General features: G+C 68.7%; 9 protein-coding genes. 6 read left to right on the top strand and 3 right to left on the bottom strand.

The window, feature by feature from the left end; translation table 11 throughout:
• Positions 1-4: 4 nt before the first annotated feature.
• The 6 genes from manD (at position 5) to ACV7NO_RS12320 (ending at position 10326) form a co-directional block, all read left to right on the top strand.
• Complete coding sequence (manD, locus tag ACV7NO_RS12345; RefSeq protein ID WP_463406285.1) at positions 5-1228, top strand: D-mannonate dehydratase ManD; 1224 nt, start codon at positions 5-7, stop codon at positions 1226-1228.
• A gap of 10 nt (positions 1229-1238) precedes the next feature.
• Positions 1239-2561: an MFS transporter gene (locus ACV7NO_RS12340; RefSeq protein WP_463406284.1), complete on the top strand. Its 1323-nt coding sequence runs from the start codon at positions 1239-1241 to the stop codon at positions 2559-2561.
• Positions 2558-3970, top strand: coding sequence for a glucuronate isomerase (uxaC, locus tag ACV7NO_RS12335; protein ID WP_463406283.1), 1413 nt, complete (start codon positions 2558-2560; stop codon positions 3968-3970). The genes ACV7NO_RS12340 and uxaC overlap by 4 nt, the downstream gene beginning before the upstream one ends.
• Positions 3971-3975: 5 nt before the next feature.
• The gene (locus tag ACV7NO_RS12330) at positions 3976-5436 is read left to right on the top strand and encodes a mannitol dehydrogenase family protein (protein ID WP_463406282.1); all 1461 of its coding nucleotides are present in this window, start codon (positions 3976-3978) and stop codon (positions 5434-5436) included.
• Between the two features lie 124 nt (positions 5437-5560).
• On the top strand, positions 5561-7192 hold the full coding sequence (locus ACV7NO_RS12325) for a GH35 family beta-galactosidase (RefSeq protein WP_463406281.1): 1632 nt from the start codon (positions 5561-5563) through the stop codon (positions 7190-7192).
• A 155-nt stretch (positions 7193-7347) separates the two neighbouring features.
• Positions 7348-10326, top strand: coding sequence for a TonB-dependent receptor (locus ACV7NO_RS12320; RefSeq protein ID WP_463406280.1), 2979 nt, complete (start codon positions 7348-7350; stop codon positions 10324-10326).
• A 137-nt stretch (positions 10327-10463) separates the two neighbouring features.
• Here ACV7NO_RS12320 and ACV7NO_RS12315 read toward each other — a convergent pair whose 3' ends face one another.
• The 3 genes from ACV7NO_RS12315 to xylB all read right to left on the bottom strand — a co-directional run bounded on the left by ACV7NO_RS12315 (position 10464) and on the right by xylB (position 15448).
• Positions 10464-12539, bottom strand: a complete 2076-nt coding sequence (locus ACV7NO_RS12315) for a GDSL-type esterase/lipase family protein (RefSeq protein WP_463406279.1) — start codon at positions 12537-12539, stop codon at positions 10464-10466.
• A gap of 135 nt (positions 12540-12674) precedes the next feature.
• On the bottom strand, positions 12675-13985 hold the full coding sequence (xylA, locus tag ACV7NO_RS12310) for a xylose isomerase (RefSeq protein ID WP_463406278.1): 1311 nt from the start codon (positions 13983-13985) through the stop codon (positions 12675-12677).
• On the bottom strand, positions 13985-15448 hold the full coding sequence (gene xylB / locus ACV7NO_RS12305; RefSeq protein ID WP_463406277.1) for a xylulokinase: 1464 nt from the start codon (positions 15446-15448) through the stop codon (positions 13985-13987). Before xylB ends, xylA begins: the two co-directional genes overlap by 1 nt.
• Between the last annotated feature and the right edge of the window lie 87 nt (positions 15449-15535).

The raw sequence follows: 15535 nt of genomic DNA, 5'->3' as shown, positions 1-15535 counted from the left end.
CATCATGCCGAAGATCGTCGATGCGCGCGTCATCATCACGTCGCCGGGGCGCAATTTCGTCACGCTCAAGATCACCTGCGACGATGGGAGTTCGGGGGGCACGACCGGCGTCGGCGACGCGACGCTCAACGGGCGCGAGCTTTCGGTGGCGAGCTATCTGGCGGACCATGTCGTGCCGTGCCTGATCGGGCGCGACGCGCACCGGATCGAAGATATCTGGCAGTATCTCTACAAGGGCGCGTACTGGCGGCGCGGGCCGGTGACGATGACCGCGATCGCCGCGGTCGACATGGCGCTGTGGGATATCAAGGGGAAGATCGCGGGGCTGCCGGTCTACCAGCTGCTGGGCGGGGCGAGCCGGGAGGCGTGCATGGTCTATTGCCACGCCAACGGCACGACGATCGAGGACACGATCGAGGTCGCGCTGGCGGAACAGCGCAAGGGCTACAAGGCGATCCGGCTGCAATGCGGCGTGCCGGGGCTGGCCAGCACTTACGGCGTCGCCAAGCATGGCGCGCGCTACGAACCCGCGGACGGCGACCTGCCGACCGAGGCGGTGTGGTCGACCGAGAAGTACCTGCGCGTCGTGCCCGAGCTGTTCAAGGCGGCGCGCGAGGCGCTGGGGTGGGACGTCCACCTGCTCCACGACGTCCACCACCGGCTGACGCCGATCGAGGCGGGGCGGCTGGGCAAGTCGCTCGAGCCGTACAATCTCTTCTGGATCGAGGACCCGACCCCGGCGGAAAACCAGGAGGCGTTCCGGCTGATCCGCCAGCACACCACGACACCGATCGCGGTGGGCGAGGTGTTCAACTCGATCTGGGACTGCAAGGACCTGATCCAGAACCAGTTGATCGACTATATCCGCGCGACCGTGGTGCATGCGGGCGGGATCACGCACCTGCGCCGTGTCGCCGCGCTGGCGGACCTGTATCAGATCCGCACCGGCTGCCATGGCGCGACCGACCTGTCGCCGGTGGCGATGGCGGCGGCGCTGCACTTCGGCCTGTCGGTGCCCAATTTCGGGGTGCAGGAGCATATGCCGCACACCGACGAGACCGACGCGGTGTTCCCGCATGCCTATCGGTTCGAGGACGGGATGATGCACCCGGGCGACGCGCCGGGGCTGGGGGTGGAGATCGACGAGGATCTGGCCGCCGGATATGATTACAAGCGGGCGTTCCTGCCGGTCAACCGGCTGGAAGACGGTACGTTGGTGAGCTGGTAGGGGTGAGCCGGTGAGCCTCTTCACGACGGCAGCCGCCGAGGCTCCGGCCGCCGCCGCGGTCGCGGTGGCCAAGCCGCGCGGCCGCGTCCGGTGGGTGATCTGCGGGCTGCTGTTCGCGGCGGTGGTGCTGTCGTACATCGACCGGCTGGTGCTGGGCGTGCTCAAGCCGCAGCTGACCGCGCTCTATGGATGGAGCAATACCGGTTACGGGGATATCGCGGGGTATTTCCAGGTCTTCTACGGTTTCGGGTTCCTTGCGTTCGGGTGGCTGATCGACCGGATCGGCGCGCGCAAGGGATACCTGCTCGCGATGGGGACGTGGACCGTCGGGCATTTCGCGCAGGTGTTCGCGACGACGACGAGCGGGTTCGTGATCGCGCGCATCCCGCTCGCACTGGGCGAGGCGGGGACCTATCCGTCTGCGCTGGCGGCGGTGTCGCAGTGGTTTCCCAAGACCGAGCGCGCGCTGGCGATCGGGATCTTCAACGCGGGCGCGAACGTCGGCGCGATCGTGACGCCGGTGCTGGTGTCGTTCCTTGTGGCGACGATGCTGCTCGACTGGCGCTGGGCGTTCATCGCGACGGGGCTGCTCAACCTCGTCTGGCTGGTGGTGTGGTTCCGTGTCTACCGCGCGCCAGCGGATCACCCGAAGGTGACGGTGGAGGAGCGCGCCTATATCGAGGCGGAGCCAGCGGACGACAGCGGCCGCGCGGGTTTCGCGAAGGTGCTGCGACACCGGCAGACCTGGGCGTACATGGCGGGGCGGTTCCTGATCGATCCGGTGTGGTGGACGTTCCTGTTCTGGCTGCCGGACTTCTTCAGCAAGCAATATGGCTATGACCTCAAGAGCTTCGGTCCGCCGCTGGTCGCGATCTATATCCTCGCGGATTTCGGCGCGATCGCGGGCGGGTGGTATTCGTCGAAGCTGCTGAAGCGGGGCGTGGCGCCGGGTGCGGCGCGCAAGCGGGCGATGTTCGCGTGCGCCGTGTTCGCGCTGCCCGTCATGTTCGCGGCGAATGCGGCGAACATCTGGATCGCGGTGCTGTTCATCGGGCTGGCCTGTGCGGCGCACCAGGGATTCTCGACCAACCTGTTCGCGCTGCCCGGCGACCTGTTCCCGCGCTATGCGCAGGGGACGCTGATCGGGCTGGGCGGGTTCGCGGGCGCGGCGGGGGGCTTCATCGCGTCCAAGTCGCTCGGCTGGCTGCTCGATACCGTGGGCAGCTATCGCCCCTTCTTCATCGCGTGCGGGCTCGCGTATCTGATCGCACTCCTCGTCACCCACCTCATCAATCCGCGCTATGCGCAAGTCCGGATACAGACCACGCCATGAGCAAGCCGCTTCGCCTCCACGCCGACCGCCTGTTGCCGGCAGACCACCGCACCCGCGACATCGCGCGCGCGCTGTATTTCGAGATCCGCGATCTACCGATCGTCAGCCCGCACGGGCACACCGATCCGGCGTGGTTCGCGTACGACCAGCCGTTCAGCGACCCGGCGAACCTGCTGATCGTCCCCGACCATTACGTGTTCCGCATGCTCTATTCGCAGGGCGTGCCGCTCGAGACGCTGGGCGTGCCGACGATCGACGGCGCGCCGGTAGAGCAGGATCCGCGCAAGATCTGGCGGACGTTCGCGGACAACTATCACCTGTTCCGCGGCACGCCGTCGCGGATGTGGCTCGACTGGGTGTTCGAGAAGGCGTTCAAGCTGGACGTTCGGCTGGAGAGCGCGACGGCGGATCATTATTACGACACGATCGACGCGGCGCTGAAGACCGACGCGTTCCGCCCGCGTGCGCTGTTCGAGCGGTTCGGGATCGAACTGATCGCGACCACGGAGAGCCCGCTCGACCCGCTGGTCCACCACAAGGCGATCCGCGAGAGTGGGTGGGGCGGGCGCGTCGTCACCGCCTATCGCCCCGATCCGGTCGTCGATCCCGACACGCCGGGGTTCGCGGACAATGTCCGTGCGTTCGGGGCGAGTGCGGGGGAGGACGTGTCGACCTTCGCGGGCTATCTGCGCGCGCATGTGTTCCACCGCGCGCGGTTCCGCGCGGCGGGCGCGACCTCGACCGATCACGGCCATCCGACCGCGGCGACCGCGGACCTGGCGCCCGCCGATGCGGAGGCGCTGTATGCGCGTGTACTGGGGCAACCCGGCGCGGCGGACGCGGAGCTGTTCCGCGCGCAGATGCTGACCGAGATGGCGCGGATGAGCATCGACGACGGCATGGTGATGCAGCTGCATCCGGGCGCGAGCCGCGGGCACAACGCGCAGGTGAAGGCGCGCTTCGGCAACGACAAGGGCGCCGACATCCCGACGCAGACCGAATATGTCCGCGCGCTCAAGCCGCTGCTCGACCGGTATGGGAACGACACCCGGCTGACGCTGATCCTCTTCACGCTCGACGAGGATGTCTACAGCCGCGAGCTGGCGCCGCTGGCGGGGCATTATCCGGTGCTGCGGCTGGGCCCGCCCTGGTGGTTCCACGACAGCCCGGAAGGGATGCGCCGGTTCCGCGAGGCGGCGACCGAGACGGGCGGGTTCTACAACACCGTCGGGTTCAACGACGACACGCGGGCGTTCCTGTCGATCCCGGCGCGGCACGACGTCGCGCGGCGGATGGACTGCGGCTTCCTCGCCCGGCTGGTCGCGGAACACCGGATGGAAGAGGACGAGGCGCACGAGGTGGCGCACGCGCTGACCTATGGCCTCGTCAAGGCGGCGTACAAGCTGTGAACGCGATGGGGAGGCTGTCGGACGCCACGCTCGCGACGCTGCCTGTCGAGGTGGCGCGGCCGGATTACGACCGTGCGCAGGTGACGGGTGGCGTGGTCCATCTGGGGATCGGCGCGTTCCATCGGGCGCATCAGGCAGCGGTGTTCGAGGCGGCGCTGGCGGCGGGGGACCTGCGCTGGGGCATCACCGGCGTGTCGCTGCGATCGGCGGGCGTGCGCGACCAGATGGCGCCGCAGGACGGATTGTACACACTCGTCGTGCGCGAGGGCGCGGAGGAGCGCTTGCAGGTGATCGGCGCGGTCCAGCGCGTGCTGGTCGCGCCCGAGGACCCGGCGGCGGTGGTGGACGCGATCGCGTCGCCGGACGCGCATCTGGTGACGCTGACGATCACCGAGAAGGGCTACAAGCTCGACCGCGCCACCGGACGGCTTCACGGCGACGATGCCGACGTGACGGCGGATCTGGCGTCGCTGGAGGCCCCGCGGACCGCGCCGGGGTTCCTCGCGGCGGGGCTGGCGAAGCGCCGCGCGGCGGGGCTTGGCGGGCTGAGCGTGATCTCGTGCGACAATCTGCCGCACAATGGTGCATTGCTGCGTGCGTCGGTGCTGGCGATGGCGGGTGCGCACGACGCGGGATTGCGCGACTGGATCGCCGAAGCCTGTGCTTTTCCGCAGACGATGGTCGACCGGATCGTGCCGGCGACGACCGACGCGGACATCGCGGCGCTGGCCGCGCGGCTGGGCGTCGAGGACCGGGCGATGGTGAAGGCCGAGCCGTTCCTGCAATGGGTGATCGAGGATTCGTTCGCGGGTGCGCGGCCGGACTTCGCGAGGCTGGGCGTACAGCTGACCGACGCGGTCGCGCCATGGGAGGACGCCAAGCTGCGGCTGCTGAACGGCGCGCATTCGGGGATCGCGTATCTGGGCGGACTGGCGGGACTGGACTTCGTGCACGACGTCGTCGCGCTGCCCGAGGGGCGCGCGTTCGTCGCGGCGCTGTGGGACGAGGCGGCGGCGACGCTCGATCCGCCCGCTGGGCTCGACGTGCCGGCGTATCGCGAGGAGTTGATGGCGCGGTTCGCGAACTCCGCGCTCCAGCACCGGACGCGGCAGATCGCGATGGACGGGTCCCAGAAGCTGCCGCAGCGACTGCTCGCACCGATCGCGGAGCGCCGCGCGAAGGGGCTGGAGGTCGAGGCGCTGGCGCTGGCGGTGGCGGCGTGGATCCGGTGGCAGGGCGGGCGCGACGATGCGGGCGCGACGTTCGCGGTCGACGATCCGCTGGCGGCGGTGACCGCGGCGGCCGTTCGCGACGACCCGGCGGACACGGTTACGGCGATGCTGGCGATCGCGGCGATCGTGCCGCCCGCGCTGGCGGCGGATACGGGGTTTGCCGCGGTGCTGACGCGGCATCTGACGGTGCTGGAGCAAGGCGGCGCTCGCGCGGCGCTGGCGACGTGCCGGTGACGTCGATGCCTCTCGTGGCCGCCGATCCCCCCGCCTGTGCGGACCGTATGGCGCTTCGACAGGCGGAGCGCGAACGGGGTCTCAAGGCGACGATTTTCGTGACTTTCGAACGAGGATGCAATTCATGATCCGCAAGACCATCGCCGCCATGGCGCTTCTGGGAACCGCCAGCGCCGCGCTTGCCGATGCGCCGTCGTTGCGCCGGCAGGGCGACGCGACGCAGCTGATCGTCAACGGCAGGCCGATGCTGCTGATCGCGGGCGAGCTGAGCAACTCGGCTGCGTCGAGCGCGACCTACATGGCCCCGCACTGGGCGAAGCTGCGCGCGATGCACCTGAACACGGTGCTGGCGCCGGTGGCGTGGGAACTGATCGAACCCGAGGAGGGGCGATTCGACTGGTCGTCGGTCGACAGCATGATCCGGGCGGCGCGGGCGAACGATCTGAAGATCGTGATCCTGTGGTTCGGCGCGTGGAAGAACTCGATGTCGACCTATGTGCCGGCGTGGGTGAAACGGGACCAGGCGCGGTTCCCGCGCGCGCAGACGCCGAACGGGCAATCGGTGGAGATCCTGTCGACCTTCGGCGGGGACACGCTGAAGGCGGACCAGCGCGCCTATGCGGCGCTGATGGCGCACATCAAGGCCATCGACGACGCGCAGAACACCGTCGTGATGATGCAGGTGGAGAACGAGATCGGCATGCTGCCGGTCGCGCGCGACTACAGCCCCGCGGCGACGGCGGCGTTCCGCCAGCCGGTGCCCGCCGAACTGGTGTCGTACCTCACCGCGCACAAGGCCGACCTGGTGCCCGAGATGCAGCGGATGTGGGTGGCGCGCGGCGCGAAGACGGCGGGCACGTGGGAGGATCTGTTCGGCCCCGGCGACGCTTCCGCGGAGGTGTTCACCGCGTGGCATTATGCGCGGTTCGCGAACGACCTGACCGCGGCGGGCAAAGCGGCGTATCCGATGCCGATGTACGTCAACGTCGCGCTCAACCGCCCCGGCCGCGCGCCGGGCGAATATCCGAGCGGGGGGCCGCTGCCACACCTGATCGACGTGTGGAAGGCGGGCGCGCCGACGATCGACTTCCTGGCACCAGACATCTATTTTCCGAACTATGTCGATCTGGTGAACCGCTACAAGCGCAGCGACAACCTGCTGTTCATCCCCGAGGCGAACAACGCGGACAACCCGACGGTGCCGGCCAACGCCTTCTATGCGTTCGGCGAACTCGATGCGCTGGGCTTCGGACCGTTCTCGATCGATTCGGTCGACGACAAGCCCGGCAAGCTGGGCGAGGCCTATGCGGTGCTGTCGCAGATGGCGCCGCACATCCTGGCGGCGCAGGGCAGCGACCGGATGGCGGGGTTCAAGCCGCGCCAGCTGTACGACGAGACGGTGGTGTACGAGCCGCAGGTGCGCGACATCGGCGACTATCGCTTCACCGTGGCGTACAGCGACATCCAGCGGCCCACCGCGACGCCCGAGACCGCAGGCTATGGCGGGATGATCGTCCAGATCGGGCCGGAGGAGTATCTGATCGCGGGGCAGGGAACCACGGTGACCTTCGCGGGCAAGGGCGACGGCCCGCCGCTTGCCGGAATCGACAGCGCGTATGAGGGGGAGTTCGACCCGGCCGGGCGATGGGTGCCGGGGCGGCTGCTCAACGGCGACCAGACGCATCAGGGGCGGCACATCCGGTTGCCCGCCGGCGCGTGGCAGATCCAGCGCGTAAAGCTGTACCGCTATCGCTGATCGGCGTGACACGATTGTCACACCCCGTCTGACATCGCTGACAATGCCCTTGACGATCAAAACTCAGACAAGTAGTTCTCGGTTGATAGCGCTATCATGCGCGTCGGCTGCCTGCCGAGAGAAGCGGGCGCCTTGCACTGGAGGAGGGGATCAAAATGGCTTTCGCACGTACCCGCTGGACTCGCGTCGCCCTGATGGGCGCAACCGGACTCGGCCTCGTCACCGCCGCGACCGCATCCGCACAGACCACGCCCGCGACCGGACAGGTTTCGCCCGCGCAGGGCGGCATCACCGGCACCACCGCGCAGCCCGACACGAGCGCGACGCCGCAGGAGGCGCCCTCGACCGTGCCGGGGAACGCGAATGACGCGGCCGGCGGGGTCGGCGACGCCGATATCGTCGTCACCGGCATCCGCGGCTCGCTCCAGAGCGCGACCAACGCCAAGCGCGATTCGGTCGCGTTCGGCGACTCCATCTTCGCCGAGGACATCGGCAAGCTGCCCGCGACCAACCTGGCGGAAACGCTGAACCGCATCCCCGGCGTGAAGCTGAACCGCGACATCAGCGGCGAGGGCGTTCAGGTCGCGATTCGCGGCCTTGGCCCCAGTTTCTCGAAGGTGCTGCTCAACAACACGCAGATCGCGATCGCATCCGACGGCGGCACCAACGGCAATGGCGGCGGCAACCGCGAGGTCGATCTCGACTTCTTCCCGTCGGAGCTGTTCACCCGGCTGGACGTGCTGAAGTCGCCGGTCGCGTCGACGCTGGAAGGCGGGATCGCGGGCACCGTGAACCTGCGCAACGCGCGCCCGTTCGACAACCCCGGCACCCACGTCACCGTCGTCGGGCAGGGCCAGTATACCGACAGCAACAACCGGTTCGGCCCGCGCGGCGCGCTGGTGATGAGCAAGACCTGGGACAAGTTCGGCATCCTCGTCGGCTTGCAGGGCGTCGACCAGAAGACGCGGATCGACGGGTTCGAGACGGTGGGCTGGACCGACGGCAACCTGGGCGCGGGCGATCCGGGCGGTAACGGCTTCGCCTATGCCAGTGTCGTGCCGCGCAACACCGGCTTCGGGCTGGTTGCGGGCGCACCGGTGAACCTGGCGGCGACGTCCGGGCTGACGACCGCGCAGGTCGGCACCGCGCTGATCCCGCGTCTGGGCCGCAACAACGTGACACAGGGCACCCGCTCGCGTTATTCGGGCCTGCTGTCGCTCGAGTTCCGGCCGAGCGACAAGCTGAGCTTCGCGTTCGACGGGATCTACGCCAAGTCCAAGCGCGACTACGTCAAGTCGAACATGAACTGGTACGTCCGCAACTCGGGCCCGGGGACCGCGCCGACCGCGACGGGCGGGATGGTGCCGATCGGCCTGACGGTCGATTCGAACAACGTCGTCACCAAGGGCACGTTCGCGAACTCGGTGTTCTTCCTGGAGGAGAGCATCTTCCGCCAGACGACCGAGTTCTACAACCTGAACCCCAGCCTGACCTGGCAGCCGAGCGAGACCTTCAAGGTCGAGGCGCAGGCCAATTACGGCAAGAGCACCTTCTTCCGCGAGCAGCCCAGCTTCCTGGTGCAGTCGACGCGCGAGACCGGGGTCAACGCATTCTTTGACAATACCGTCGGCAACCCGCAGCCGATCATCACCTCCAACATCGATCTGGGCGATCCCAATGCCGGATGGAAATGGTATCGCCTGAACGTCCAGAGCGTGCGCCGCGAAACCGAGACCAAGGGCGCGCATATCGACGCGACGCTGGGCGACAAGCTGAACAACCTCAAGTTCGGCGCGGCCTATGACAGCGCGCTGCGCAACGTGCGCGCATTCGACAACTCGACCGCGTACCAGACCGCGGTGTGCGGCGCGACGTGCGACGGGCTGACGGGCAGCGTACCGAACACGCAGCTGGCGCAGTATCTCCAGCGTCTGAACGTGACCGACATGGGCAAGCTGTCCGGCGCGAACGTGGGTTACACCAGCATCATCTCGACGCGACTGGCAGCGCTGCAGCAGGCGACCAACTACCAGTCGTTCCTGGACAGCGCGCCCGAGGCACGCGGATCGGTGACCGGCGGGACGACGGGCGACATCCTCGAGAAGACCTATGGCTTCTATGCCGAGGGCAACGGCACGACCGAGATCTTCGGGCGCGAGCTGCGCGCGAATGCGGGCGTGCGCTACGTCCACACCGACCAGCGCGTGGCAGGACCGGTGCAGGTCGCGGCGGGGCTGACCGATGTGGTGCTCGATTCGAGCTACGAAAAGGTGCTGCCGTCGGCCAACTTCTCGTACGACCTCGCAAACCGGCTGAAGATCCGTGCCGCCGTCTCGATCAGCATGACGCGTGCCGATGCGGGCTCGCTGCTGCCGGGGCTGACCTTCTCGGACCAGGGCGCACAGGTGGCCACCGCCGGCAATCCGAACCTGAAGCCGTACACCTCGGAGAACCTGGACCTGGGCGGTGAATATTACACCGGCGGGATCGGCTATGTCGGCGTGTCGTATTTCCGCAAGAACATCGACGGCTTCACCGCGAACATCCAGAACACGGTGCCGTTCACGTCGCTGGGCATCGACTTCTCGACGCTGACGACCACGCAGCAGCAGGCGCTGAACCTGCGCGGCGGGCCGAACGCGGCGCTGATCGTGGTGACGCAGCCGGTGAACCTGAACCAGCTGCTGGTGCAGGGCGTCGAGGCGACCTGGGTGCAGCCGCTCGACTTCGTCGTGAAGGGGCTGGGCTTCTCAGCCAACGGCACGCACATCACGCAGAAGTCCGAGAGCGGGCTCGTGGCGACCGGCATCTCGCCGTACAGCTATAACGTGCAGGGCTTCTATGAGGGCTACGGCCTCTCGCTGAGCCTGAACTATGTGTGGAACGACAAGTCGATCGCGGCGAACGCGCCGCAGAACAACGTCAACGTGCCGCTGCGCGCCGATGCGCGTGGGCAGTTCGACCTTTCGGCAGGCTATCAGCTGCCGTTCCTGAACAATGCGCTCCGCCTGACGCTCGACGTGCTGAACATCACGAACGAGCCGATCCGCACCACCTTCGGTTACGACAATGCGGCGTACTCGGTCTATTATCCGGGCCGGCAGTATCTCGCCGGGATTCGCGCCAAGTTCTAAGGTTCCTCGTCCCCGAGGTACACCTGTCGGCCGGCTCTTCCTTTGGAAGGGCCGGCCTTTTTTTGCGTTCCGAGCTTTATCTGGACGTTTTGGGAGAAGGGCGTTGCTTCGGCCTGCTCCAGCACGGACGGGTGCGCCTATTTGCAGATGTCGCCAGTCGGCAGCGGCGCGCCGGGAGGCACCGCCATACCCCGGGCGCGTGCGGCGGCGGGCAGGGTCGGGGAGGGGCCGGGCGTCGTCAGGTCGGTTGCACGCGCATAGAACGGGTCGCGCTGGGCGGCGTCGAGCGTGGTGAACGCGAAGCCCATGTCGCGATATTGCGCGAGCAGGCGCGGGAGCATCCGGGCGTCGAACGCGCCCAGGTGCATCAGGAGGACATAGGGGATGTCGCGACCATAGAGCGCCCGCGAGAGCGCGCGCATCCGCGTGGCCTCTACGCGCGCGGCGTCGAGATAGCTGCGTTCGAGGCCGGCGATCGCGACCGTGTCGCCCTTCGCCATGCAGCGGGCATAGGGGGCATTCCACGCATAGTCGCCGAACGACATGGTGACCGCGGCGACCTTGTAGCGGTTGGTGGCCAGCATGGCGCGGACGGTGTCGCGCGTTGCGGCATCGCGGCCCTCGGCGAGGAAGGGATAGCGGAACCAGCGCGCGGTGCCAGGCGCGGTCAGCGGGGCGAGCGTCGCTTCGTTCTTCGCGACGTCGGCGGCGAACGCCTGCGTACCAAGCGTGTCCAGTCCGGCGTGGGAGAAACTGTGGTTGCCGACGGGCAGGCCTGCCGTGCGCCAATGGGCAAGGACCTGCGGCGAGGTCGGATCGTCCGCGCCGAACCCGCCGTTGACGAAGCCGGTCGCGGGGGAATTCTCCGCCTTCAGCGCGGCGATCGTCCTGTCGACTATGGCGAGGCGCGTGGTGCCCGTCGGCAGGGGGCCGTGCGCGGGGAGATCGTCGAAGGTAAGCGCCAGCAGCGGCTTTGCGGGCGGTGCGGTAGCGGCGTGCGCGGCGAACAGCGTCAGTGGCACTGCCTCGCCCATCGCGCGATAGCCGGCGAGCGAGGGGTGGAGATGGTCGCCCGAATCATACGCGGGCGCGAGGCGATCGGGGTGGGCGGGATCGCGCATGAGCGCATCGAAATCGATCACCGAATCGAAGTTTCCGGGCGCGCGGATGAAGGCGTTTATCGCCTGTCGGTCGGCTTCGGTTTCCGGGCCGGGATGGTAATAGTCGTTGCCGCCGAAGGGCATGATCGTGCCGCCGGTGACGCGGATTCCCTTCGCGTGCGCCCTTGCGACGAGCGTACGGTAGGCGGCCAGGATGTCGGCGACGAGCGCGGCATGCGCTGCGCGAGGCTGCGCGCTCTCGCGGGTGAAGACGCCGAGATCGTTGATGCCCTCGAGCAGGACGACGTGGCGGACGCCGCTGCGTAACAGCACGTCGCGCTCGAACCGGGTGACGAGGCTGGGGCCGAGGCCGTCGCGCAGGATACGATTGCCCCCGATCCCGGCGTTCACGATGCCAAGCGCGCGGGTAGCGGGATCCGCGGCGAGGCGCTGCGCAAGGACGTCCGGCCAGCGCGCGTTGGTGTCGGGGGGGACGCCATAGCCATCGGTGATCGAATCGCCGATCGCGACGATCGCGGCGCCGCCGGGTGCGGCTTCCACGTCGATGTCGGCGATCTGATACCAGTGCTCGACGACGGTGGAGGCGGCGAGATCGGGCGCGGCGACGTGGTTGCCGGTGAGGACGAAGCTGCGTGCGCGGGCACCGGGATGGCTGGTCTGGGGCGTGGGGGCATCTGGGAGATGGAGCGTGACCGCGACGTCGGCACGCGAATCGATCGCGAGGTCGACGGGATCGGACCAGCGCTCCTCGCCGGCGGGGATGCTGACGGTCGGGCGGCCGGCGAAGCGAAGCGGGCGGGGGTCGGCGATCGCGGCGGGGGCGGTCGCACGCGCGACGGTGGCGGCGTCGACGACGAGCGGGGTCTTGCCGAAAGCGTTGCTGAGGCGGATGCGCAGGCGCCTGCTGCCTGCGGAGACGCGGACGACCTGGCGAAGCGTGACGTCGCGGGCGAGCGCGGGCGGCAGCGCGTTCTTGTCCTCAGGCACCATCTGCGCCGAGCCCCAGGTCGCGATCCAGCGGCGGTCGGCGGCATCGGCGGCAAGCGTCTGGAACGCGGCGATCGTCGCGATGGCGGTCAGTGTCCGGCGCAAGGCCATGCCCCTCTGATTGCTGACGGCGCTGCCAGCGGATGCGCTCTATCGACCCGGGGCCTACCGCGGAAGGCGCCCCTTCGCGGCCCGTGCACGCCGACTTGCATCGGGAGAGCGGACCGCGAAGGGGGGAGGTCAGATGAAGCGGTTGACGATGTTCTCGATCCGCTCCTGGCGGCCCGAACGCGGCTTGGGATCGAACGCCTTCTCGACGGCGAGGTCGGCGATGCCGGCGAGGTCGAGGCCGCCGATCTGCTGGCCGAGCGCCGCATCCCAGCCCGCATAGCGCTCTGCCTTGATCGCATCGAGGCGGCCGTCCTCGATCAGCGCGGCGGCGTTGAGCAGGCCCTTGGCGACGACGTCGATCCCGCCGACATGGCCGTGGAACAGGTCGACCGCGTCCATCGACTGGCGACGGACCTTGGCGTCGAAGTTGAACCCGCCGGTGGTGAAGCCGCCCGCGCGGACGATCTCCAGCACCGCCAGCGTCAGCTCCTCGACCGAGTTGGGGAATTGATCGGTGTCCCAGCCATTCTGGTGATCGCCGCGATTGGCGTCGATCGACCCGAAGAGGCCGAGCGCACCGGCGGTGGCGATCTCGTGTTCGAAGGTGTGGCCCGCCAGCGTCGCGTGGTTCGCCTCGATGTTGACCTTCACGTCGTTCTCGAGGCCGTACGTCTTGAGGAAGCCGTACACCGTGGCGGTGTCGAAATCATACTGATGCTTGGTCGGCTCGTGCGGCTTCGGCTCGATCAGGATCGTGCCGTCGAAGCCGATCTTGTGCTTGTGCTCGACGACGAGGCTCAGGAAGCGGCCGAAATTGTCGAGTTCGCGCTTCATGTCGGTGTTCTGGAGCGTCTCGTAACCCTCGCGACCGCCCCACAGGACGTAGTTCGCGCCGCCGAGACGATGCGTCGCCTCGAGCGCGTCGCGGACCTGCATCGCGGCGAAGGCATAGACCTCGGGATCGGGGTTGGTCGCGGCGCCGGCAGCGAAGCGCGGGTGGCTGAACGCGTTGGCGGTGCCCCACAGCAGCTTGCGGCCCGACGACGCCTGGAGCTTTTCGAGATGATCGACGGCCTCCGCGAAATACTTGCGATGCTCGGCGACGCTGGTGGCGTCGGCCATCACGTCGACGTCGTGGAAGCAGTAATAGGGGATGTCGAGCTTCGTGAAGAAGTCGAACGCGACCTCGCGCTTGGTCGCGGCGGCGGCGCTGTCGTTGGCGCCGGCGTGCCACGGGCGGTTGAAGGTGCCGCCGCCGAACACGTCGCTGCCCGGCCAGCAGAAGGTGTGCCAGAAGCATGCGGCGAAGCGGAGGTGCTCCTCCATCGTCTTGCCGAGAACGACGCGGGTCTTGTCGTAATAGCGGTAGGCGAGTTCGTTCGTGGTTTCGGGACCCTCGAACTGGATCGTGGGAATGTCGGCGAAGAAGTCGTTGGCCATCATGCGTTTCCTGCTGAGCGAGTGTGTGGCGTGATCTTGGGATAGGCGGCGCGGAAGGCGGCGCGCTTGGGAGCGAGACGGTCGACCAGCGCGGCGTCGGGCGTGACGACGTGCGCGACCGGGGGGGCGACGCACACCTCGGCCGGGGTGCCGCCGTCGACCGCGAGCTGCGCGAGGCGCGCGGCGCCGAGCGCGGGGCCGACCTCGCCGCCGTGGAGATAGACGAGCTCCGCACCGAGCGCGGCGGCGAGCGTCTGGCCCCAGTAACGCGAGCGCGCACCGCCGCCGATCACCGACAGGCGGTCGACCGTCGTGCCCGCGTCGCGCAGCGCATCGACGCCGTCGGCAAGCGCGAAGGCGACGCCCTCGAGCACCGCCTGCGCGAGGCGCTCGGGGGTGGTGTCGTTGTCGAGATGCAGGAAGCCGGCGCGAACCTGCGCGTCGTTGTGCGGAGTGCGCTCACCCGAGAGATAGGGAAGGAAAATCTCCGGGCCATTGCCGGGGCCGGCTGCCTCGGCGCGCGCGAACAGGTCGGCTGCACCGGCCGCGCCGGTGAGGCGCGCGACCCAGTCGATGCACGATGCGGCGGACAGGTGGACCGCCATCTGGTGCCACAGGCCGGGCAGCGCGTGGCAGAAGGCATGGACCGCGCCCGCGACATTGGGGCGAAACGCGTCGGTCGCGACGAAGATGACGCCCGAGGTGCCGAGCGAGAGCAACGCGTCGCCGTCCTGCACCACGCCGACGCCGACCGCGCCCGCGGCATTGTCGCCGCCGCCGCCCGCGACGGGAACTTCGCCCATGCCCCAGAGTTCGGCGACCTCGGCACGCAGCCGGCCGGTGATCTCGGTGCCCTCGACGAGGCGGGGCATCTGCTCGGTGGTCAGGCCGGTGGCGGCGAGGAGCCGGTCGCTCCAGCGGCGGCCGGCGACGTCGAGCCAGAGCGTGCCTGCGCTGTCGGACAGGTCGGACGCCTTGTCGCCGGTCATGCGCAGGCGGACATGGTCCTTGGGGAGCAGGACGGTGCGGATCTTCGCGAAGGTTTCCGGCTCGTGCCGGCGCACCCAGGCGAGCTTGGGTGCGGTGAAGCCGGGCATGACGAGGTTGCCGCCGAGCGTGTGGAACGCGGGTTCGGCGGCCTCCAGCTCGGCGCATTCGGCCTCGCTGCGGCCGTCGTTCCAAAGGATCGCGGGGCGCAGGGGCTTGTCGTCCGCGCCGAGCAAGGTCGCGCCGTGCATCTGACCGGCGAGGCCGACGCCGCGGACCGCGCGGCGAACGGCGGGGTCGATCGCCTGCACTGCGGCGGTGGTCGCGGCCCACCAGTCGTCCGGGTCCTGTTCGGACCAGAGCGCGTGCGGGCGCTGGACGGTGAGCGCTGCGGTGCCCTGTGCGACGACCGCGCCGTGCGTGTCGAGGACGACGGCCTTTACGCCCGAGGTGCCGATATCGATGCCGAGGAACATGGTGACTTAGCCTAGCTTCTACCCCGGCGGAGGCCGGGACCCGGTTGCGAGCGGCCCGATGCTGGGCCCCGGCCTCCGCCGGGGTAG

Source organism: Sphingomonas sp. Ell38C01, assembly GCF_055231975.1.
The sequence above is the reverse complement of the archived record's forward strand: the minus strand, read 5'-3'. Positions and strand labels throughout refer to the sequence as shown.

What these genes read in the sequence shown, in the direction of transcription:
- manD (WP_463406285.1), top strand. Translation starts at nt 5, where the DNA reads ATGCCGAAGATCGTCGATGCGCGCGTCATCATCACGTCGCCGGGGCGC.
- uxaC (WP_463406283.1), top strand. Translation starts at nt 2,558, where the DNA reads ATGAGCAAGCCGCTTCGCCTCCACGCCGACCGCCTGTTGCCGGCAGAC.
- ACV7NO_RS12330 (WP_463406282.1), top strand. Translation starts at nt 3,976, where the DNA reads ATGGGGAGGCTGTCGGACGCCACGCTCGCGACGCTGCCTGTCGAGGTG.
- ACV7NO_RS12325 (WP_463406281.1), top strand. Translation starts at nt 5,561, where the DNA reads ATGATCCGCAAGACCATCGCCGCCATGGCGCTTCTGGGAACCGCCAGC.
- ACV7NO_RS12320 (WP_463406280.1), top strand. Translation starts at nt 7,348, where the DNA reads ATGGCTTTCGCACGTACCCGCTGGACTCGCGTCGCCCTGATGGGCGCA.
- xylA (WP_463406278.1), bottom strand. Translation starts at nt 13,985, where the DNA reads ATGGCCAACGACTTCTTCGCCGACATTCCCACGATCCAGTTCGAGGGT.
- xylB (WP_463406277.1), bottom strand. Translation starts at nt 15,448, where the DNA reads ATGTTCCTCGGCATCGATATCGGCACCTCGGGCGTAAAGGCCGTCGTC.